Annotated in this window: 17 protein-coding genes; 12 read left to right on the top strand and 5 right to left on the bottom strand. The window is 63.8% G+C overall.

Annotated elements, in window-relative coordinates; all coding sequences use genetic code 11:
* Positions 1 to 20 precede the first annotated feature (20 nt).
* From LZ536_RS03940 to LZ536_RS03930, 3 genes are read right to left on the bottom strand one after another with little or no spacing between them, the layout of a single operon-like run.
* Positions 21 to 449 (bottom strand): CBS domain-containing protein, encoded by a 429-nt coding sequence (locus LZ536_RS03940; RefSeq protein WP_249847000.1) that lies wholly within the window; start codon positions 447 to 449, stop codon positions 21 to 23.
* A gap of 57 nt (positions 450 to 506) precedes the next feature.
* Positions 507 to 2,531: a phenylacetic acid degradation bifunctional protein PaaZ gene (gene paaZ, locus LZ536_RS03935; RefSeq protein WP_249846999.1), complete on the bottom strand. Its 2,025-nt coding sequence runs from the start codon at positions 2,529 to 2,531 to the stop codon at positions 507 to 509.
* 52 nt (positions 2,532 to 2,583) lie between these two features.
* Positions 2,584 to 3,873: a DUF418 domain-containing protein gene (locus LZ536_RS03930; RefSeq protein ID WP_249846998.1), complete on the bottom strand. Its 1,290-nt coding sequence runs from the start codon at positions 3,871 to 3,873 to the stop codon at positions 2,584 to 2,586.
* A gap of 116 nt (positions 3,874 to 3,989) precedes the next feature.
* Between LZ536_RS03930 and LZ536_RS03925 the strand changes: the two genes are divergently transcribed.
* Positions 3,990 to 4,952, top strand: coding sequence for a threonine ammonia-lyase (locus LZ536_RS03925; RefSeq protein WP_249846997.1), 963 nt, complete (start codon positions 3,990 to 3,992; stop codon positions 4,950 to 4,952).
* Here LZ536_RS03925 and paaG read toward each other — a convergent pair.
* Positions 4,939 to 5,718, bottom strand: coding sequence for a 2-(1,2-epoxy-1,2-dihydrophenyl)acetyl-CoA isomerase PaaG (gene paaG / locus LZ536_RS03920; RefSeq protein ID WP_249846996.1), 780 nt, complete (start codon positions 5,716 to 5,718; stop codon positions 4,939 to 4,941). The two genes, LZ536_RS03925 and paaG, sit on opposite strands and share 14 nt — an antisense overlap.
* Positions 5,719 to 5,785: 67 nt before the next feature.
* On the opposite strand from paaG, the gene paaA reads away from it, so the two are divergent.
* From paaA to LZ536_RS03885, 7 genes are read left to right on the top strand one after another with little or no spacing between them, the layout of a single operon-like run.
* Complete coding sequence (gene paaA, locus LZ536_RS03915; protein WP_249846995.1) at positions 5,786 to 6,769, top strand: 1,2-phenylacetyl-CoA epoxidase subunit PaaA; 984 nt, start codon at positions 5,786 to 5,788, stop codon at positions 6,767 to 6,769.
* Positions 6,766 to 7,050: a 1,2-phenylacetyl-CoA epoxidase subunit PaaB gene (gene paaB / locus LZ536_RS03910; RefSeq protein ID WP_249846994.1), complete on the top strand. Its 285-nt coding sequence runs from the start codon at positions 6,766 to 6,768 to the stop codon at positions 7,048 to 7,050. Before paaA ends, paaB begins: the two co-directional genes overlap by 4 nt.
* Positions 7,050 to 7,820 carry a 1,2-phenylacetyl-CoA epoxidase subunit PaaC gene (gene paaC / locus LZ536_RS03905; protein WP_249846993.1) on the top strand — a complete coding sequence of 257 codons (771 nt, stop codon included), beginning with the start codon at positions 7,050 to 7,052 and terminating at the stop codon, positions 7,818 to 7,820. Before paaB ends, paaC begins: the two co-directional genes overlap by 1 nt.
* Positions 7,821 to 7,825: 5 nt before the next feature.
* Entirely contained in the window at positions 7,826 to 8,899 is a 1,074-nt protein-coding gene (locus tag LZ536_RS03900) for a 2Fe-2S iron-sulfur cluster-binding protein (protein WP_249846988.1), read from the top strand.
* Between the two features lie 20 nt (positions 8,900 to 8,919).
* Positions 8,920 to 10,113 carry an amino acid aminotransferase gene (locus LZ536_RS03895; protein WP_249846987.1) on the top strand — a complete coding sequence of 398 codons (1,194 nt, stop codon included), beginning with the start codon at positions 8,920 to 8,922 and terminating at the stop codon, positions 10,111 to 10,113.
* Position 10,114: 1 nt separating this feature from the next.
* Positions 10,115 to 12,139: an alpha-ketoacid dehydrogenase subunit alpha/beta gene (locus LZ536_RS03890; RefSeq protein ID WP_249846986.1), complete on the top strand. Its 2,025-nt coding sequence runs from the start codon at positions 10,115 to 10,117 to the stop codon at positions 12,137 to 12,139.
* 1 nt (position 12,140) lies between these two features.
* On the top strand, positions 12,141 to 13,343 hold the full coding sequence (locus LZ536_RS03885) for a dihydrolipoamide acetyltransferase family protein (protein WP_249846985.1): 1,203 nt from the start codon (positions 12,141 to 12,143) through the stop codon (positions 13,341 to 13,343).
* Here the strand turns inward: LZ536_RS03885 and LZ536_RS03880 are convergent.
* Positions 13,340 to 14,467: an aminotransferase class V-fold PLP-dependent enzyme gene (locus LZ536_RS03880; RefSeq protein ID WP_249846984.1), complete on the bottom strand. Its 1,128-nt coding sequence runs from the start codon at positions 14,465 to 14,467 to the stop codon at positions 13,340 to 13,342. The genes LZ536_RS03885 and LZ536_RS03880 overlap by 4 nt on opposite strands.
* Before the next feature lie 42 nt (positions 14,468 to 14,509).
* On the opposite strand from LZ536_RS03880, the gene LZ536_RS03875 reads away from it, so the two are divergent.
* The 4 genes from LZ536_RS03875 (at position 14,510) to LZ536_RS03860 (ending at position 21,733) form a co-directional block, all read left to right on the top strand.
* Complete coding sequence (locus tag LZ536_RS03875; protein WP_249846983.1) at positions 14,510 to 15,109, top strand: RNA polymerase sigma factor; 600 nt, start codon at positions 14,510 to 14,512, stop codon at positions 15,107 to 15,109.
* A 36-nt stretch (positions 15,110 to 15,145) separates the two neighbouring features.
* Positions 15,146 to 16,054 carry a FecR family protein gene (locus LZ536_RS03870; RefSeq protein ID WP_249846980.1) on the top strand — a complete coding sequence of 303 codons (909 nt, stop codon included), beginning with the start codon at positions 15,146 to 15,148 and terminating at the stop codon, positions 16,052 to 16,054.
* 203 nt (positions 16,055 to 16,257) lie between these two features.
* Positions 16,258 to 18,432 carry a TonB-dependent receptor gene (locus LZ536_RS03865; protein WP_249846978.1) on the top strand — a complete coding sequence of 725 codons (2,175 nt, stop codon included), beginning with the start codon at positions 16,258 to 16,260 and terminating at the stop codon, positions 18,430 to 18,432.
* A 97-nt stretch (positions 18,433 to 18,529) separates the two neighbouring features.
* Positions 18,530 to 21,733, top strand: coding sequence for an autotransporter outer membrane beta-barrel domain-containing protein (locus LZ536_RS03860; protein WP_249846977.1), 3,204 nt, complete (start codon positions 18,530 to 18,532; stop codon positions 21,731 to 21,733).
* Positions 21,734 to 21,762: the final 29 nt, after the last annotated feature.

The following is a 21,762-nucleotide window of genomic DNA, read 5'->3' as shown; positions in this document are numbered from 1 at the left end:
AGCCGGGGCCACAATCATTTCTACTGCTGGTGGTCGCCCCCGGGCTGGCTGACGCCTTCCAGGGCTTGCTGAGCTGGTTCGCCACGAGTCTCGCGGGCAAGGTCACCCAAGCTGACGATCCCGACCAGCCTTTTGTCGTGATCCAAAACCGGCAAGCGTCGAATCTGCTCTTCGCTCATTCGCTGCGCTACGTCGGTGACATCGTCATCTTCGTGAGCGCAGATGATGCCGTCGCTCATCAGGTCTCGCACTAGCGTATCCGGGCTGCGGCCTTCGGCGACACCGCGGACGGCAATGTCGCGATCGGTGATGATGCCGATAACCTCATCCCCTTCAACTACCGGGATCGATCCCGCCTCGGCGCGGAGCATGAAGCTCGCCGCCTCGCGTGCGGTCTGGTCGGCGCTGACCGTCTGCACGTCGCTCGTCATGACTTCACTGACTTTCATGGAGCCCTCCTTCCTTCTCACCCGATCAACGAACGGCGGGAAGGGCGGTTGCTCGTGTCAAGGCACGTTTTCCGTCAGCAGGTCGTAGGTGGCGACCAACTCGTCCTTCTGATTGAAGATCTCGACCGCCCAGCGGACGACGCCGGTGTCCTCACTCTTCAGGGATTTCGAGCGAACGGTGAGTTCGACGCGCATCGAATCGCCCGGGTAGAGCGGCGTCAGGAAGCGCAAGTTCTCGAGGCCGGTATTCGCCAGCACTGGACCCGGATCGGGGTCGACGAACAGGCCGGCGGCAAAGCTCAGGATGAGATAGCCGTGGGCGACGCGACCCTCGAAGATCGGGGAGGCCTTCGCCGCTTCCTCGTCCATATGGGCGTAGAATTTGTCGCCAGTGAATTCGGCGAAATGCTCGATGTCCGCGATGGTGACGGTGCGGCTCGGGGTCTTCAGCGTATCGCCGATGTGAAGCTCGCTCATCCGCTTGCGGAAGGGATGGGCTTCGAGGAAATGCTTCGGACCGCCCGGAACATATTGCTCGCTGATCGCCGCGATCATGGCAGGCGTCGACTGGATGGCGGTGCGCTGCATGTAGTGTTTGACGCCGCGGACGCCGCCCATCTCCTCGCTGCCGCCTGCACGCCCGGGCCCGCCGTGGACGAGGACCGGGAGGGGCGAACCGTGTCCCGTCGATTCCGCCGCATTGTCGCGATTCAGGACCAGCATGCGGCCGTGATAGGCCGCCGCGCCCTGGATGAATTCGCGTGCCGCCTCCGGCGAATAGGTGAAGAACGATAAGGCCAGGCTGCCCATGCCGCGATTGGCGAGCGCGATGGCGTCCGCCATGTTCTTGTAGGGCATCACGGTTGAGACGGGGCCGAACGCCTCGACATCATGAACGGCGCTTGTGCCCCAAGGATCGTCGGTGCGGAGAAGGATCGGCTCCATGAAGGCGCCGCCGCTGACGCCCGGCGTCGCATCTGGATTGCCGGCGACGATGCGAGCTCCAGACGCCGTTAGCTTGCCGATCTGCGCCCGGACATCCTCCCGCTGGCTGAGCGAGACGAGGGCGCCCATGCGGCTTTCCTTGTCGCGTGGGTCGCCGACCTTGGTTGCAGCCAACCGGTCGCGGATCGCCGCTTCGACTGCGTCGAGATATTCAGCCGGCGCCATGGCGCGGCGGATGGCGGTGCACTTCTGGCCCGCCTTGACCGTCATTTCATTGACGACCTCTTTCACGAACAGGTCGAACTCGGGCGTACCCGGCGCCGCATCAGGACCAAGCAGCGACGCGTTGAGGCTGTCCTGCTCGGCAACGAACTTGACGCTTTCGCGCTGGACGACCGGATGGGAGCGAAGCTTCAGCGCGGTCGACGCCGAGCCCGTGAAGCTGACAACGTCCTGGCCACCCAGATGATCGAACAGGTCGCCGACGCCGCCGACGATCAGTTGCAACGCACCTTCAGGTAGCAGGCCGCTCTCGACCATCACCCTGACCGCCGCCTCGCATAGATAGGCCGTGGCGCTGGCGGGTTTGACGATCGCCGGCATGCCCGCGAGCAGCGTCGGCGCCAGCTTCTCCAGCATCCCCCAGACCGGGAAGTTGAAAGCATTGATGTGCACCGCCGCACCCTGAAGCGGCGTGTAGATATGTTGGCCGATGAAGGAGCCGCTCTTTGACAATGGCTCGACCTGGCCGTCCAGCAGGACATGAGCGTCCGGCAATTCGCGGCGGCCCTTCGATGAAAATGACAGCATCGTGCCGGCGCCGCCCTCGATGTCGATCCAGCCATCCTTGCGGGTCGCGCCAGTGAGGTAATTAAGCTCGTACAGCCCTTCCTTCTGCGCCAGGATCGCAAGGCCGAGGCCTTTGATCATCCGCGCCCGCTCGTGGAAGGTCATCCGGCGAAGCGCTGGCCCGCCGACTTCCCGTGCGTGCCGCAACATCGCATCGAAATCGAGACCGCCCGAGCCGGTCGTCGCGACCGGTGCGCCGTCAATCGCCGAAGCAATCTCGGACAGGCTCGATGCCTCGCCGGGCACCCACTGGTCGCGGGCATAGTTGAGCAGTTGCGGAGTCTTCATGGCCACCTCTTCTGCCCGCGTCATTGCGGGCAAGAAGAGGCGGACGCAATGCCTACTCGGCGGGCACCAGCTCTGGCTGGCCTGAGGACGTCTCCCGCCGGAAAGGCGGCGCCTTGCCGTACGTCAGATAACGCCACAGCCATTCGACCGGCCCGAAATGGAAATGCCTCAGCCAGATCGGGCTGATGACGATCTGCACCGCCCAGACGCTGAAGACGATGTAATAGAGCTGGTGCCGCTGCAGCTCGCCCCAGTAGCCCAGGAAGACAAAAATGATCAGCGCTACGACCGAGTGGGTAAGGTAGTTGGTCAGCGCCATCCGGCCCACCGCCGCCATGGATTGCCGGAGCCAGGTGAAGGCGCCGGATCTCAAGAACAGGCACAGCAAGCCAAGATGGCCGGTTGTCTGTGCCAGTCGCGCGGCGTCATAGGTAATGCCGGCTTGATTGTAGGCCAGTGCCGAGAAGCCGTGGCTCATGATCCAATTGGCTTCGTAGAGGTTAAGCGGGATGCCGATCGCATACCCGCCGACCATCATCGCCACGTAAGTTCGCGTCTTCGCTTCCAGAGTGACGATGCCCAGCCGGAACAGGCCCATGCCGATCATCATCATGCCGAACACGTCGAAGAAATAACGGTACGCCCCCCAGGATTCTCCCTCCGCGATATGAGGTCCCCGTGCCATCAGTGCGCCGGCATAATTGCCCTGGATCTGCTTTTTGGTCTTTTCAATCTCGGCCGGCGTAGGCCCGGTTTTGGATTTCTCCTTCCAGTCCTCGATTGCTTTTTTCTGATCGTCGGTCCGCTTGGCGACAGGGACTTTCTCGGCCGCCACCGCCTTCTCGTGAGCGCCTAACAAGTTCGACGTGTCGAGTCCCGACCAGGCTGCGCCGAGGACGAACGAGGCCACGCCAAGAGCCAGTAGCCGCTTTCCGCTCAGGTTGCGGAAGGCGAACAGGAAGAGAGCCGTCAGCCCGTAATAATAGAGGATGTCGCCGGCCCAGAGCAGGATCCAGGCGTTGAACAAGCCGAAGGCGATCAGCCACAGATTTCGACGGAAATAGGCATCCGTGGAGTCGGGCCTGCTCGTGAACAGGATGATGCCCGCACCGAACAGGATCGAGAACAGTCCGCGCTGGGTGCCTTCGAACGTCACGTTGACGACGAACCAGGTCCAAAGGTCGATGCCCTTGTCGCCGCCCATGATGGTCGGGTTATCGTAGGCGGGGCCCAAGCCCATGCCGACGATGTTCATGATCAGGATGCCGAACAACGCACAGCCGCGAATGAAGTCGAGCGATTCAAGGCGCTTCGCAGTCGGCGCCGCAACGGATTTGGCCATGGCTCCATCCCCCCGTTGATGTTTGTTAACTATCCGCTAACTGCCCCTTGCTGGCAACCCGCTCCATTGACCTTGTCGCCCGATCCTCCGACGACGTGCGTCCGAAAGGGACAAGCATGCCAAAGCCGGTCAGGCCAATCACGATTGAGGAAATTCGCGATGCCCGCGACCGCATTGCCGGGACGATCCTACGGACACCGCTCGTGCCGCTCGACTTGGGTCCCGACGGGCCGGACGTCCGGCTCAAGCTCGAGAACCTGCAGCCGACCAATTCTTACAAGATCCGCGGCGCTGCCAACGCCGTAGCCAGACTCGGCGACGACGAGCTTGCTCGCGGCGTCTGGACGATCAGCGCGGGGAACGCCGGACAAGCGGTCGCGTACGCTGCCCGCGCGGCCGGCATTCCTTGCTCGGTGGTGGCCGTCGAAACCGCGCCGCAAACCAAGCTCGACCGGATGCGTGCGCTCGGCGCGACCGTAGTCCCCGTATCCTATGAAGAGGCCTGGAAGGCGGCCGAGGCCCATGCCTTCGAAGGAATGGACGGCACGTTCATCCATCCTTTCGACAATGACGATTTCATCGCCGGCCACGGCACCATGGGGCTGGAGATTCTCGAGGACGCTCCGGATGTCCGCACGGTGATCGCCGGCATCGGTGGCGGCGGGCTCATCACCGGAGTGGCCAGCCCGATCAAGGCGCTCCGACCCGATGTGCAGGTGCTGGGCTCTGAACCCGAGACGGCGGCGCCTTTCGCCTTGTCGTTGTCTGAAGGCGCGCCGCGCAAATACCCCGACTGGCAGGCCAGCTTTGTCGATGGCGCCGGCGGCCAGAGCGTCATTCAACGCATGTGGGACCGCATGACGCCGGTCGTCGACGGTTCGATCGTGGTGTCGCTCGAGCAAGTACGAACGGCAATGCGGCTGCAGGCGGAGAAAGCGAGGATCGTCGCGGAGGGCGCAGGCTGCCTCGCTTTGGCCGCGGCGCTCAGCGGTCAGGCAGGCGAGGGGCCAATCGTTTGCATCGTTTCCGGCGGCAATATCGACCTTAAGAAATTCGCCGAATTGGTCACCGCCCCTTGAAGCTTGCCGGTCGTTTTTCGAGGAACGCAGCGACGCCCTCGCGATAATCCTCGGTGAAACCCAGGCGGCGCATTTCGTCGCGTTGGAGGTTGAGCTCCTGATCCAGCGTCCGTTCGCCGGTCGAACGAATAATGGCCTTGATCGCAGCGAGACCGAGGGGCGGCAGCAAGGCCAGTTTGGTCGCGATGGCATTAACTTCGGCGTCAAGCGCGTCTGCGTCGACGGCCTTCCAGATCAGGCCCCAGTCGGCGGCTTTTTCGGCTGGCAGCGGCTCGCCGGTCAGGGCCAGCCCCAATGCCCGCGCCTGGCCGACGAGGCGCGGCAAATGCCAACTGCCGCCGCTGTCCGGGATCAGGCCCAGTGTCGAAAAGCTCTGGATGAACTTTGCCTCCTTCGCGGCGACGACGATGTCGCAGGCGAGCGCGATATTGGCACCCGCGCCCGCCGCCACTCCATTGACCTTGGCGATCACCGGCTGCGGCATCGTCGCGAGGCGCCGGATCAGGGGGTTCCAGCTTTCCTCGACGGTCTCGCCAAGGTCCACCGCCTTTCCCGGCGCGACCGCGCGATCGTTCAGATCCTGGCCTGCGCAAAAGCCACGGCCGGCACCGCTCAGGATGATGACCCGCGCGTCCTTTGCGTCGTCGAGCCCCGCCTGCACCTCTGCATGCATGGTGCGCGTAAAGCTGTTCAGCCGGTCGGGCCGATTGAGGGTAATGCGGACGACGCCGTCCGCGCGGTCGAAGAGGATGGTTTCGTAGGCCATGGGAGCGGCTCTAGCCGCCTCGTTCATGCGTTTGAAGTGCAAGGGCGCAATTGCTAGAGGCGAAGCCATGTACACGACCGAGCTCAGCAAGAATGTTCAGCCGATCGAGACGCCCGAGGATCCGGCCCTGCTGGAAGCCTTCGAGGCGCGGGTCGCTGCCGACGAGTTCATCGAGCCGAAGGACTGGATGCCGGAGGCCTATCGCAAGACGCTGGTGCGCCAGATTTCGCAACATGCGCACAGCGAGATCGTCGGCATGCTGCCCGAGGGCAATTGGATCACTCGCGCGCCGTCGCTGCGGCGCAAGGCAATCCTGCTCGCCAAGGTGCAGGACGAGGCTGGCCACGGCCTCTACCTCTATTGCGCCGCCGAGACGCTCGGCACGAGCCGCGAGGAGATGATCGAGGCGCTGCACTCCGGCAAAGCCAAGTACTCGACGATCTTCAATTATCCGACGCTAACCTGGGCCGACATAGGCGCCATCGGCTGGCTGGTCGACGGCGCGGCCATCATGAACCAGGTGCCTTTGCAGCGGACGAGCTACGGGCCTTATGCCCGCGCCATGGTCCGCGTCTGCAAGGAAGAGAGCTTCCATCAGCGCCAGGGCTACGAAATCATGATCGCGCTGGCGAACGGCACGGCCGCGCAAAAGCGGATGGCGCAGGACGCGCTCAACCGCTGGTGGTGGCCGAGCCTGATGATGTTCGGCCCGCCCGACGACAACAGCCCCAACACCGAACGTTCGATGCGCTGGCGGATCAAGCGCGAGACCAATGACGAACTTCGCCAGAAGTTCGTCGACATCACCAAGCCGCAGGCCGACTTCCTCGGCCTCACTGTCCCCGATCCCGAGCTAAAGTGGAACGACGAGAAGGGCGGCCACGATTTCGGCGAGGTCGACTGGGACGAATTCTATGCGGTCGTCCGCGGCGAGGGTCCGGTCGCGAAGGAGCGGATCACCGCGCGCCGGGAGGCCTGGGAAAACAACACCTGGGTCCGCGAGGCGGCAGCCGCGCATGCCGCCAAGAAACAGGCTCGGGAGGCAGCGTGAGCAGTGACTGGCCGCTTTGGGAGGTTTTCGTCCGTGCCAAGGGTGGCCTTGCGCATCGCCACGTTGGCAGTGTTCATGCTCCTGACCAGGAGCTCGCGCTCCGCCACGCGCGGGACACGTACACGCGGCGGCTAGAAGGCGTCAGCCTGTGGGTTGTGAAATCGACGGACATCGTTGCGTCTGACCCGGAAGAGGCGGGGCCGCTATTCGAGCCGGCCGAGGACAAGATTTACCGCCACCCGACCTTCTATGACATCCCGGATGAAGTGAAGCACATCTGATGCCGGCTGCCGACGAACTGGCGGCCGATCCGCTGGAAGACGCCTATTACGACTACCTTCTGCGGCTCGGCGATGACGCCCTGATCCTTGGCCAGCGCCTCAGCGAATGGTGTGGCCACGCGCCGTCGGTCGAGGTCGACCTCAGCCTCGCCAACATGGCGCTCGACCTGATCGGCCAGGCCACGCACATCCTCAACAACGCGAATAACGGCGATGGCGACGAGCTGGCATTCAAGCGCGACGTCCTCGATTTCAGGAACTGCCTGCTGGTTGAGCAGCCGAACGGCGATTTCGCCCGCACAATCGTTCGCCAGTTGCTCTATTCAACCTGGCAGCATCTGCTGTTCCAGCAACTCGCCGAGAGCCGCGACCCGTTCCTGTCGGCTATTGCCGCCAAGGCGGTGAAGGAAGTCGCCTACCATCGCGAGTTGGCGAGCGAATGGACGGTGCGCCTCGGCGACGGCACCGACGAAAGCGCAGCCCGCATGCGCGACGCGCTCGATTGGTGCTGGCGATTTGTGCCCGAGCTGTTCGAGGTCGACGAGACGCTGGAAGAAATGATCGCCCGCCAGACCGTGCCCGACCCGCGCAGCTTCGAACGCGAATACCGCGCCGCCATCGGGGATGTCCTTGCGGAAGCCAAATTGGAAATGCCCGCCGACCAGCGGCCGATCCTTGGTGGCCGGCGCGGCCATCACAGTGAGCATCTCGGTCATCTGCTGGCGGCAATGCAGTATCTGCCGCGCACCTATCCCGACGCAGTCTGGTAAGCCGAATGGCCGAGCATTTTCACCGCTTGCGGGTCGCCGAGGTCGTGCCGGAGACCGAGGAAGCCAATTCCATCCGCTTCGAGGTGCCGGAGGACCTGGAAGAGGCCTTTCGCTTCAAGGCCGGCCAGCACCTGACGCTGCGTACCGAGATCGGCGGGGAAGAGGTCCGCCGGAATTACTCGCTTTGCACCGCTCCTCACGAAAACGACCTGATGGTGACCGTGAAGCGCATCGCCGGGGGCGTCTTCTCCAACTGGGTTGGTGAAAATTTGAAGAGCGGTGACATGGTCGACGTGATGACGCCGCACGGCTCATTTACGCGGCCGTTCGATCCAGGCTCGAAGCGCCACTACGTCGCCTTCGCAGGCGGCTCGGGCATCACGCCGGTCATGTCGTTGATCCGCACGGCGCTTTCCGAAGAACCCCGCAGTCGTTTCACTCTTTTTTATGGCAACCGCGATTCCACCTCGATCATCTTCCTCGAAGCTCTGGCGGGCCTGAAAGACCGCTACATAGAGCGGCTCGAAATCTTCCATTTCCTCGATGCAGAGGAGGGCGATGTCGACCTTTTCAATGGTATGCTTACCCGCGAGCGGTGCGACGAGGCGATCGAGCATCTGATCGACGAGCCGCAGGCGATCTCCGACTGGTTTATCTGCGGTCCAGGCCCGATGATGGATGCGGCGGAAGCCGCACTGCTGGACAAGGGCATCGACAAGGAACGCGTGCATATCGAGCGCTTCACCGCCGGCCGTCCGTCCGCGGCGCTTGCTGCGCAGATGCAGGCGCTGCAGGAGCAGGCGGCGGGCCTGACGGTCAGCGTCACGCTCGACGGCCGCACTCGCAAAGTCGATTTCACCGAAGCCAATATCCTCGACAGCGCCCGTGCCGCCGGGTTGCCGGCGCCCTTTGCTTGCAAGGCCGGAGTCTGCGCGACCTGCCGGGCGAAGGTCACCAAGGGCAAGGTCGAGATGGCCGCCCGCTACGGCCTCACCGACGAGGAAATCGCCGCCGGCTATGTGCTCACCTGCCAGTCGGTCCCCGCGGGCGAGGGGGTCGCGGTAGACTATGACGCCTGAAGCGCGCTAGGAGCCGCACCATGCTGACGACCAAGAGCAGTGCCCGCCTCGCCGACCTGGACGCGGTGCGCAGCGACTCGCTGCTAAAGCTCATCGCGCTGGCCAATGCCGATTCCCGCCCGAACAAGATCGACGTCGGTGTCGGTGTCTATCGCGACGGCCAGGGCAACACGCCGGTCATGCGGGCGGTGAAGGCGGCGGAAAAGAAGCTTTGGGAGACCCAGGACAGCAAGTCCTACCTCGGCAGCAAGGGCGACATTGCCTATGCGGATTTGCTGCGGCCGATCGTTCTTGGCGAGCATTCCGGCGATGAACGCATCGTCGGCGTCCAGACTCCTGGCGGCTGCGGCGCGCTTCGCCTTGCCATCCAGCTGATCGCCCGCGCCAACCCGGCGGCGCGCGTGTTCGTAGGTATGCCGACCTGGCCGAACCATGTGCCGATCACCGTCGGTTGCGGGCTCGAGATCGTCGAATATCCCTATTACGATCGTGACGCCCGCCGAATCCGCTTCGACGAGATGATGGCGGCGATTGAGGGCGCCAGCGCCGGCGACGTGATCCTGCTACATGGCTGCTGCCATAACCCGACGGGCGCCGATCTTGACGCCGACCAGTGGCGCGAGGTCACGCGCGTCATCGTCGAGCGCGACCTTCTGCCGCTGGTCGATATCGCCTACCAAGGTCTCGGCCGTGGCCTTGATGAAGACGCCGCCGGCTTGCGCGGCATCCTCGACGCCTGCGACGAAGTCCTGGTCGCCCAGAGCTGCGACAAGAATTTCAGCGTCTATCGCGACCGCGTCGGCTGCCTGTTCATCAAGACGGCGAGCCGCGAGGCCAGCGACATCGCTATGGGCCATGTCCTGCAGATCGCCCGGGAAATGTGGTCGATGCCGCCCGATCACGGCGCCGCTGTCGTCCGGACGGTCCTGCAGGATCCTGCGCTCACCGCGGACTGGCGGGCCGAACTCGACGAGATGCGCGACCGCATCCTCAGGATTCGCGACAAGCTTGCCGATGCCGATCCGCGCCTCGAGTATATCCGCAACCAGATGGGCATGTTCTCGATGCTGCCGCTGACGCCCGAACAGGTGCTGCAGCTGCGCGAGCGCGACGCGATCTACATGGCCGACAGCGGGCGCTTCAACATCCTCGGCATGGCGGACGATGCCATCGACCGCTTCGTGGCTGCAGTCGCCGGTGTCATTGGTGGCTGAGATGGACCCGCGCCAGCTGAGCGCGGACGTGGACTGGCAGACCGTCGCCAGGCTGGTCCTGACCAGCCGCGCAATGGACCGCGTCGAGGAAGAACGGCTCGTCCCGGAAAAGAAGGTCCTCTACCAGTTCAGCGCGCGCGGTCATGACGTGGCGCAGGTGCTGCTTGGCCTCCAGCTCAAGGACGGCGATGCGGCCAACGGCTATTATCGCTCGCGACCGCTATTGCTGGCGCTTGGCGTGCCGCTGGCCGACGCGCTCGGCTCCGGAATGGGCCGCGTCGGTGGCTATTCCGACGGCCGCGATATTGGCGTCGTCTTTAACTACCCCAATCCCGGCGGCGCCCACGCCTTGCCGATGTGCGGCGGCGTCGGCGCGCAATATACGCCGGCGGCCGGTTGGGCGCAGGCGATCAAATATAAGGAAGAAGAGCTGGGCGACGGGCCGGGCGGCGCGATCGCTGTCGTGCTTGGCGGCGACGCCAGCTGCGCGACGGGCGGGTTCTGGTCGGCGTTGACGATTGCGACAACGCAGCAGCTGCCGATGCTTTTCTACATCGAGGACAATGGCTTCGGCATATCCGTTCCGTCGGAATATCAGACGCCGGGCAAGGACATCGCCGCCAACCTCGCCAGCTTCAAAGGCATCACCATCCTCAACGGTGACGGCACCGAGCCCGCCGAAGCCGCGCGGCTGATCGCCGAGGCAGTCGGCCATGTTCGCGGCCGCAAGGGACCGGTGCTGCTCCGCCTGACCGTGCCGCGCCTGGAAGGCCACAGCTACCAGGATACTCAGACCTACAAACCGGACGCCGTCATCAAGGCGGAGTGGGAGCGCGATCCTCTGCCCAAGCTTAAAGCTTTCGTGCCGGACCTCGACTGGGACTTTATCGAAAGCAGCGTGGCCCAGGAGGTCGACGCCGCTGCCGCTGAAGCAGAAGCGCGGCCGGTGCTCGATGTCGCGCGCGTAGGCGACAACATGTTCTTCTCCGGAACGCATAGCGAGGTCGGCGGCCGAGCCGGATCGAATGTCGCGACGACCGACGAACCGAAGCCCGACGGCCAGCGGATCAACATGGTCACCGCCATCCGTCGCGTGCTCGATCAGGAATTGGAATCCAACCCAAAGGTGCTGGTTTTCGGTGAAGATGTCGGCCCCAAGGGCGGCGTCCATGCGGTGACGCTCGGCTTGCAAGACAAGTTCGGCGTCGCCCGCGTTTTCGACACGAGCCTCAACGAAGAAGGCATTGTCGGCCGAGCCGCTGGCATGGCGCTGGCTGGGCTGATGCCGGTGCCGGAAATCCAGTTTCGCAAATATGCAGAGCCGGCGACCGAGCAGATCAACGACATCGGTACCATGCGCTGGCGCACCGCCAACCGTTTTTCGGCGCCGATGGTGCTACGCGTGCCGGGCGGCTTCTTTAAATGCGGCGACCCCTGGCATAGCCAGACCAACGAGGTGCAGTTCGTCCATAATCCAGGCTGGCTGGTTGCGGTGCCCTCCAATGCCGAGGATGCAGTCGGCCTGCTCCGCGGCGCGCTGCGCGGTAACGACCCGGTACTCTTTTTCGAACATCGCGCCATGCTCGACGACAGCTGGGCGCGGCGGCCTTGGCCGGGCGACGACTATGTCTTGCCGTTCGGCAGAGCGAAAAAGACCCGCGAGGGCGACAAGATCACCATCGTCAGCTGGGGCGCGATGGTGCCGCGATGCGAAGCGGCCGCCGAAGGCTTCGGCGCCGACGTCATCGACCTCCGCACGCTGATGCCCTGGGACAAGGCCATGGTGCTCGACAGCGTCCGCCGCACCCACCGCTGCCTGATCGTCCATGAGGATTTGCGGACGGGCGGCTTCGGCGCCGAGATTGCCGCGGTTGTCGCCGACGAAGCCTTCCTCGACCTCGACGCACCGGTCGCGCGCGTTACGATGCCGGACTTTCCAAGCCCTCATCATCCCAAGTTGATGGATGCAGCCTTGCCGTCTGTGGACAGCATTCGAGCGGAAATCGAACGGCTGGTGGGCTTCTAAGATGATCGATGTCCGCGTCCCCGACGAGCAGGAGGGCACCAAGGCGGTCGTTCGCTCTTGGCTGAGGAAGGTCGGCGATCCGGTCGCCGTCAATGATCCCCTGGTCGAGCTTGAGACTGACAAGGTGACACAGGAAGTTCCGTCGCCGGCGGCCGGGGTGCTGGCGGAAATCTTGCTGGACACGGATGCCGAGGCAGTGCCCGGCGCGCTGCTAGGCCGTATATCGACCGACAATTCCGCTCGTCCTGAGCGCAGCCCGCAGGGCGAAGTCGAAGGGCGTGCCGCACAAGCGGCGGAGGCACGCTCTTCGACCTCGCTCAGGACGAACGAGCTTGGTGAAGGTCAGGAATCCCGCCTCTCCCCCTCCGTCCGCCGCGCCCTCCAACAGCACGGCATCGACGCGTCGCGCATTGCGGGAACGGGCCGCAACGGCAGGATCACTCGCGAGGACGTCGATAAGGCTGTCGAAACCGCGACGATTGTGACCTCCGGCGATTCCGCCACCGCCCAGCCGCGTCAATTCTCCGCGCAGGATATTCCGCACGACCGCATGCGGCTGAAGATCGCCGAGAACATGGTTCGCGCGGTCACCGATCAGCCCCATGTGACCGCGGTCTTCGAAGCCGATTTCTCGGCCATCGCCGCGCACAAGGCGGCACTTGCCGCAAAGGGCACAAAGCTCAGCTATACCGCCTACATCGTCAAAGCCGCCGCCGAGGCAATGGCAGTTGCGCCGGCGATCAACGGCCGCTGGGAAGACGACCGCATCGCCATATCGCCGACCATCGACATCGGCGTTGGTACGGCCCTTGGCGAGAAGGGCCTCATCGTCCCCGTCGTGAAGGATGCCGGCTCTCTTAGCCTGGAACAGATCGGTGCGCGCCTCGACGAGATGACTCGCCGCGCCCGCGAGGGGCAACTGGCCGGCGCTGATGTATCCGGCGGCAGCTTCACCATCTCCAACCACGGCGTGTCGGGCAGCCTGCTCGCCTCGCCGATCATCATCCATCAGGCGCAGGCGGCGATTCTGGGAGTCGGCAAGCTCGAAAAGCGGGTCGTAGTCCGCGAGGTCAATGGCCAGGACGCCATCCTTGTAAGGCCGATGGTCTACGTCACGCTGACCATCGACCATCGCGTCGTCGACGGCCACCAAACCAACGCCTGGCTGACCCGCTTCGTGGAGATCATCGAAGGCTGGGCTTAGGCCAGTTCTTCCGTGAGGGCCTCGACCAGGCGCGCAATGTCCGCAGAGCCATTGTACGCGTGCATCGACGCACGCAGTCCCTTGAAGCCGGCCTGGTCAACCGTGCGGATATAAATCTTGTGTTTCATGACCAGGTTGCGGCGGATAGCCGCGAGATCGGCGCCGTCGGGCAAGCAGAAGGACAGGTTCGCCGAATTGAGCGGGCCGTCCGCCGGCGCGGGAATGCTGACCGGATTGAACCGCGATAGCCGATCGTAGAGCTCGCGCCGGAGCGACATATTATGTTCGTCGATCCGCTTCGGATCCAGCGCGGCGACATAATCCACTGCCGCTCCCAATCCGCGCAATCCGCCGATGTTGACGATGCCGGTCGAGTCCGATCCCGGCACCCTTCCAGCCGCCAGCTGCAAGGCATCGAGGGCGCCGGAAATCTCCGGGCTGATGTAGAGAAAGCCCGTACCCTTCGGGCCGAGCAGCCACTTGTGCCCGCTCGCCGCATAAGCATGACAGTTGAGCGCCTTCACATCGACCGGCATGGCACCTGGTCCCTGCGCGCCATCGACGATCGCAAGGCAACCATGATCGCGAGCCAATGCACATAGTTCCGCGACCGGCAGCTTCACTCCGGTCGTGAACAATATGTGGCTTATTGAGATGAGCCGTGTCCTGGGCAGGATGCGGTCGGCGAAGCGTTCGACGATCGTCTTCGGGTCCGTCTCGTCCGGCGCGATCGGCACGGCGTCGACTTCGATGCCATAGCGCCGCGCAGCCCATTCCCAGCCGAGCCGCCCGCCGGGATGCTCGTGGTCGGTCGTCAGGACATGGTCGCCGTGGGTAAAGTGCAGGCCCTGCGCGAGCATGAACATGCTCTGCGTCGCGCTGGTGGTGAGAACGATGTCCTCGGCGTCGGCACCGATGAGCGAGGCGATCTTGGCGCGAACCTTGGCGAACTCGGCCACGCCGGGACCGTAGGTTTCGCGTGCCGGATCGCTCTCGACCTCGCGCATTGCGGCCACCGTCGCGTCGAATACCGACTTCGGCATCGCGCCGACTCCGCCGGTCTGCAAATGAACGAGCCCCGGCGCCAGCATCAGTTCCTCGGGCGGGATCAGCGGCATGGTCATTCTCCGCTTATAGCCTCAGATTTCCGGCAATGCGTAGGCCCGATGGAAGAGCTGGACTCCAATTTCAGCATTCTGGCTCCCCAACCATTGAGCATGCGAAATGGCCGCGATAAACGCGCTCAGCGCATGACCCAGTCCGGCCTGCAGGAAATCTTCGAGCAGCATCGTCAGCAGCTCCTCCGGTACCTCCGTGCGCATGGCGCGGGGGAGGAGGCCGAGGACCTGTTGCAGGAGCTTTGGATCAAGCTGTCGTCGGCTCCGTCGGGTCCCATCGGAGCGCCCCGAAACTACCTGTTTCGCGCCGCGACCAATTTGATGATCGATCGGCGGCGTTCTGAAAACCAGGCGCAGCGCCGCGACGTGGAGTGGACGCGGCTGACCGACCGCCTTCCCGAATCGCCAGCCAATGATCCGGGGCCCGACCGCACCGTCGACGGGCAGCGGCAGTTGGCGTTGGTGGAACGGGAACTGGCACGCCTCCCCAGCCGGGCGGTTGCCGTGTTTCGGTTGCACCGCATCGATGGGCAAACGCAGCGCCAGATTGCTTCTTCCATGGGCGTGAGCAGCAGCACGATCGAGAGCGACCTGCGCCTCGTCTACCGGCTGCTCGATGAGTTGAGGAGGCGGCTGGATGAGGAATGAGCGTCGCGACTCCGTCTTGGGGGGCATGAGGTGGCAATGAACATCGATCGGGACCGACGCGAGGCCGCGCTAGGCTGGCTGGTGCGGGTCAACGACCCCGAATTCGAGGGTTGGGACGAGTTCACCGCCTGGCTTGAGGCGGACTCGGCCAACGCCGGGGCCTTCCACGCGCTCGGACAGAGCGAGGCCGAGATGCGGCCGCTTGTCGAGCAAGCTCAGATACGACCGGCAGCGCCCCCCGAACGCCGTCGACTGGCGCTGGTCGCCGGCGTCGCCGCCTTTGCCGCGGCGATTACCGCCGTCATTGCGCCTGGCCTCATGCCAGTCGATTATTCGACCGCGCCCGGAGAGATCCGGGTCGTCAGCCTGGGCGGCAAGGACCGGCTGGTGATGAACGGTTCGACCAAGCTCGCGCTGTCGGGCTGGAACCGGCGCGACGTGCACCTCGAAAACGGCCAGGCCCTGTTGGAACTGCGTGATCCCGCCAAGGGTAAGATCGCCGTCACTAGCGGCGACCTCAAGCTCGTAGACGTTGGCACCGTCTTTGAAGTGACGCGCGATGCTGGCGAGACCCGCGTCATCGTCAGCGAAGGCGCGGTCGTCGCCGATCCCGATGGCGCGAAGCTTCGGCTTGGTGCCGGCCAGAAGCTCGACGCCAAAGACGGAGCAAGCGTCTTGCAGGCGGAGGCGGCGGACGTGGCCTCGGTCGGCGCCTTCCAGCGCGGGCAACTGACCTATATCGATGAACCTGTGAACCATGTCGTTGCCGATCTCAGCCGGTCGACCGGCCTCGACATTTCCGCGGACGCCGCTATCAGCGCACAGCGTTTCACCGGCACGTTGTCGGTGGCGGATGTCAGGCGTGATCCCAAGTCGCTCGGCCCATTGGTCGGCGTTTCCATCAAGCAAACAGGCAAGGCCTGGAAACTGGGAGGAAGGACTTAGCGATTCGCGGGCTGTTTGTCGGTGCGTCGTTCATTGCCGCGCTCGTCCTCCCCTCTGCCGCTTTAGCAGTTTCATATCCGATCGATGTCCCGGCGGGGACGGTCGGACAGTCGGCGTTCGCCATCGGCAGACAGGCTGGCGTCAGCATTTCCATCCCGGATCGCAAGCTGCTGCAGCGCCGGACTGCAGCGATTCGAGGGCGGATGGACGCCGGTCAGGCGCTGAACCGACTTGCATCGTCAAGCGGGCTCAAACTGACCAAGGTCGGCGCGAATTCGTACCTGCTTGCCGCCGCGGCGCGACCGCCTCAGGAGCCGAAGAGCGTCCCTGCTGTCCCCAGGAAGGCCTCGGCAGTTGCTGCACAACCTGAATCACCGTCCGAAGACGTCATCGTCCACGCCAGCAAGCGCGACACGTCGCTCAAGCATTTTCCCGGACAATGGGAACGGATCGACGGCAGGGAATTCACGCCTTTGGGCGTTGCCGGCACTGAGGCGATCGAGGCGCGCAGCGTCGGCTTTTCTTCGACCCACCTCGGCGCCGGTCGGAACAAGCTCTTCATCCGCGGCATCGCCGATTCCAGCTTCAGCGGCCCGACCCAGTCGCCCGTCGGGCAATATTTCGGCGACCTTCGCACTGGCTACAGCGGGCCCGATCCCGACTTGAGGCTGGTTGATATTGCCTCGGTCGAAGTGCTTGAGGGCCCACAGGGCACTTTGTACGGCTCGGGCGCACTCGGCGGCATCGTCCTTCTGAAGCCCAACTTGCCGATATTCGGTGAGACCGGCGGCACGATCGCCAGCGGTGCTTCCGTCACGTGGCATGGCGAGCCTGGATATGATGCATCAGGCACAGTGAACCTGCCTTTGGGACCCGCCGTCGCATTGCGGGCCACCGCTTATCGGGCCCAAGAGGGCGGCTATATCGATAATCCTGCTACCGGCAGGAAAGATATCAACAACATCGACACGACCGGCGGCCGCGCGATCCTGAGCGCCGAGCTGGCCCCGGGCTGGTTCGTCGATACCGTTGGCATCGCCCAGCACATTGATGGCGACGACAGCCAATATGCAGACAAGCATGGCAAGCGCCTGTCGCGCGAAAGCTTGGTCGACCAGCCTTTCGGATCCGATTTCGCCTTGGCCGGATTGGTCGTCCGCAAAGACACTGGCGCCATTCGATTTCGCTCGACGACGGGCGCCACTCGGCAGGACGTCGACGAGAATTTCGACGCATCGATCGATGACCGTATCCGCCGCTTGGGCCAGCACAGCCTCGCCCGGGCCGTGAGCAATGAGACGCGAGTGTGGCGGCCCATGGCTGGCGGCTTCAGCTGGCTCCTGGGCTTCAGCACGGTTTCGAATCGCTATGAGGTTGCGCGCGACCTGCTCGAAGGCGGCGTCAAGGTCGACCTCTCAGGTGTCGAGAATAAGGTCCGAGAAACAACGCTATATGGCGAATTGGGGCTCGAGCTTACGCCGGGCATCGAGGCCAGCATCGGCGGCCGCTACACGCGATCCTCCCTCTCGGGATCGGGCCAGCATCTCAGCCCCTTCGCATTCGCTCAGCTTCAGGCACAGGACGCTGACCGCAAGGAGCACCGCTTCCTGCCTTCTGCATCCTTGCTGGTGCGCCCGCTGGACGGGCTGACTGTTTATGCCCGTTACCAGCAGGGCTTTCGTCCGGGCGGCCTGTCGATCGCCAACGATACGGTTCGCGTGTACCGCAACGATCACCTTGGCACCGCCGAGCTAGGCATGCGCTACGGCCTGCCCGGCCATGATCGCTTCGACCTCCAGGCCAATGCGACATTGAGTCACTGGCGGGATATCCAGGCCGACTTTCTCGACCCTTCGGGCCTACCGGTGACCGACAATATCGGGGACGGTCGAGTTTGGACGATTACCTTAAATGGCGGAGTGCGGCTTGCAGATGGATTGAGGCTGGAGGCCGGGCTCGCCTGGAATGACGGAAGGGTTACTCGACCTACCGATATGCTTCGTTTCTTGCTTGCCACCAGCGATGCGGAATCCATGGCGATCCCCAATATCGCGCGCGTTGTTGCGCGGGGGGCGATCGACTGGAAGACGAAGGTGGCGGCCGACTGGACTCTTCAGGCCAATGCTTATGCACGTTACGTCGGGCATTCGCGGCTTGGCGTCGGTCAGCACCTCGGCGAAAAGCAGGGACAATATGTCGATTCCGGCGTCGTGCTGCGATTGGCCGACGCCCGAAGGGCGCTGTCGCTGACCGTCACCAACCTGACCGACGAAGTCGGAAATCGCTTCGCCTTTGGCGCTCCTATCGCCACCAGCGAAGACCAGATCACGCCGCTAAGGCCGCGCACCGCCCGGCTAGGCTTCGAACTCACCTTCTAAAAAAGATTCAAGGCAAGCGGGCCGCGGCTCCGTCTGACCGTCTGAAAGCGTGTCCGCCGACCGGTGGGCACGCCCCTCGTCGGACTCATGGGGATTTATGCGACACCTGCTGCTCACTTCGACCTGCCTCGTCATTCTGGCCGCTCCGGCCGTCGCGGAAACGACTATTTCGAACACAGTGACCGGCCCGATCCGGACCTCGACGGTCAAAACACCCGGGGGAACGCCGGACGACATTCTGATCAACTCGACCGGTGTCGTAAACGGCAATGCCAGTGGCGGAGTCATCATCGACAGCAATCACAAGCTGAACAACCAGGGCACGATCCAGATCGGCAACGTCAACAACGTCGCTGGAGTCGATGTGGCGGCAGGCGTTACCAGCGGCATCACGCTGAGTGGCAAGGTCATCGTCGATGAGTCCTTCACTCCAACCGATGCCGATAATGACGGAGACCTGGACGGTCCATTCGCCACCGGCACCGGCCGCGTCGGCATCCGCACCAACGGTGCCATGACCGGCGATATCGTTGTCACAAGCACCGGCACGATCACGGTCGAGGGGAATGACAGTGCCGGCATCAAGCTCGGCGGGGCCCTGACAGGTAATTTCAGCCACGACGGCAAGACGTCGGTTTTGGGAAACAACGGCGTCGGCGTCGAGCTCGCCGGTGTTACAGGTAACGTCCGCCTCGCGGGCGATATTAGTGTTCAGGGGCAGAACAGTGTTGCGGTCCGGTCCACCGGCGACGTTGGAGGCGCCATGGTCCTGCAGGGCACAATTCGTGCCACCGGATATCGCTTTACGACTGCACCCGCCGATCCAAGCAAACTGGACGCGGACGATCTGCTTCAGGGCGGAACCGCCGTTTCAATTGAAGGCAACGTCGCCAAGGGGATCATTTTGGCTGTGGCGCCAAAGGACACGAGCACCACCGACAATGATGAGGATGATGACGGCATCGAAGATGCCAAGGAAGGCAATGCCAACATCCAGTCCTTCGGCGCAGCTCCGGCGCTAAGGATCGGCGCGGCCGGCGCGATCAATATCGGCGCGACGCAGGGGACGGGGACGGGCTTCGGCCTCATCATCGAAGGCGCCGTGCTTGGCAGCGGCGTCTATGCGGGCGTGGACGGCAATGCCGTACAGATTGGCGGCTTGGGCGGGACGGTATCGATCGCCAACGGCATTGGAGTGACGGGGTCCGTCAACGCCGCATCCCTTGACCGAGCCGCGACCGCCCTTCGGCTCGGCGCCGGTGCGAGCACTCCGGAGCTGCGCAATGCTGGAGGAATTTCGGCGACTAGTGGAAACACCGCCCAGTCGGTTGCGACCGCCGTCGGCATCGATGTCGGCGGAAGCCTGCCAATCCTGCGCAATAGTGGTTCGATCAAGGCAACGACGGGCGCGAACGGTACTGCTCTCGCCATCTCGGACAAGTCGGGGACCGTGGGCCTGATTGAAAACAGCGGCTCGATTTCCGCTTCGGGCGCGGCGGTCGGCTCGGGTCGCAACGTTGCCATCGACGTCAGCGCCAATGGCGCGGGCGTGACTGTGAAACAGACGGTCGTAGCCGCTGGTTTTGCCGCCCCTTCGATCACCGGGGATATCAAATTCGGCAGCGGCAGCGACACTCTCGACATTGCCGACGGCAAGATCACAGGCGACGTTGCTTTCGGCGGAGGCGATAACAAGTTCCTGCTTTCGGGCGATGCGATCGGCGCAGGCAAGCTGACGTTCGGTGCCGGCAATGACATAATCACTCTCGGCGGGACCTCCCTCTTCAACGGTAACGTCGATTTCGGCGGTGGCGCCGACACGCTGACGATCGGCGGGACATCGGGTTTTGCCGGCCAGCTGAGCAACGCGACCGGCCTCACGATCAACGTCCAGAAGGGTACTTTCGGCGTCGTAAAGACCGCAGACATCGCGTCATTGAATGTAACCGACGGCGGTGTGCTGGCAGTCACGTTGGACAAGACGCCGGGTGCCTCCAGCCAGCTGAATGTCAGTGGCACCGCGAGCTTCGCGGCCGGCTCGAAACTGCAGCTGAATGTCGCCGATCTTGCTGACGCCGAGGGGCATTTCGTCGTCATCACCGCCGGAACGCTGACGGGTGGCAGCAACCTTACCGCCAGCACCGATTTCCTCCCATTCCTTTACAAGGGGTCGTTGGCGATCACGGGCAACCAGGTCGCGGTCGACATTAGTCGGAAAAGCACCACCGAGCTGGGACTCAATCGCTCCGAAAGCTCGGCTTATGACGCGATCTTCCAGGCGCTGACCACCGACGATGATATCGGCGACAGCTTCCTTGCGATCCGGACCCAGGACGAATTCATCGGTACGCTGCGGCAATTGTTGCCCGAACATGCCGGCGGCACCTTCGAAGCAGTGACATTGGGCGACCGAACGCTGGCCCGCACCCTCAATGATCCCAAGGCTCCCTACAAGGATGAAGGCAAATGGGGTTATTGGTTCAGCCAGGTCGCGTGGGGCTCGTCAAAGAGCATCGGCGACACGGCCGGATACAAGATCGGCGGCTGGGGAATGAGCGGCGGTGCCGAGATCGACACCGGTTTTGGCAAGGCCGGCCTGTCGCTCGCCTACCTCTCCGGCAAGGACGACGACAAGGCGACCGATAACACGGTCAGGGCCAACCAATATTCCATCGCGGCCCACTGGCGTTTCGATTCGAACGGCCTCCACCTTGGAGCGCGAGGCAGCTATTCATTCATCAACTTCAACGGCGAAAGGTTCTTCCGTTCCGGATCCGGCACCGATGCGATCGACAAGACGATCAAGGGTGACTGGAATGGCTCACTCTACTCGGCCTCGGCGAACGCGAGCCAGCAACTGTGGTCCGGGCTGTTCTTCGTCCGTCCGTCCGCGAGCGTGGAATATTACCACCTGAGCGAAGACAGCTACCAAGAGGAAGGCGGCGGCAGCGCGCTCGACCTGAGCGTGGACAAGCGGACCAGCGACGAGTTGGCCGTCAACGGGCTGATGGTCGGCGGCTTCGAGCTTGGCGCAGAGGATCAGGATGCAGACTTCCTTCGCGTGGAAGCGGAAGGCGGCTGGCGGCAGATCGTCGGTGGTTCGCTTGGCGATACCACCGCCCGCTTTGACGATGGCGAGAGCTTCACGCTGACTCCAGAGGACCGGAAGAGCGGATGGGTCGCGCGCCTGAGGGCCATCGGCGGCAATTCGGCCTTCCAGGTTGCGGGCGAACTCGGCGCCGAGGACCGTGAGGACAAGGTTGGTATTACGGCGCGCGCCAGCCTTCACATCGGCCTTTAGTCGGGCGCCTACGGGCCATCGAGTACCTT

The organism is Sphingomonas alba (assembly GCF_023516555.1).
GTDB classification, from domain to species: Bacteria; Pseudomonadota; Alphaproteobacteria; order Sphingomonadales; family Sphingomonadaceae; genus Sphingomicrobium; species Sphingomicrobium album.
The sequence above is the reverse complement of the archived record's forward strand: the minus strand, read 5'-3'. Positions and strand labels throughout refer to the sequence as shown.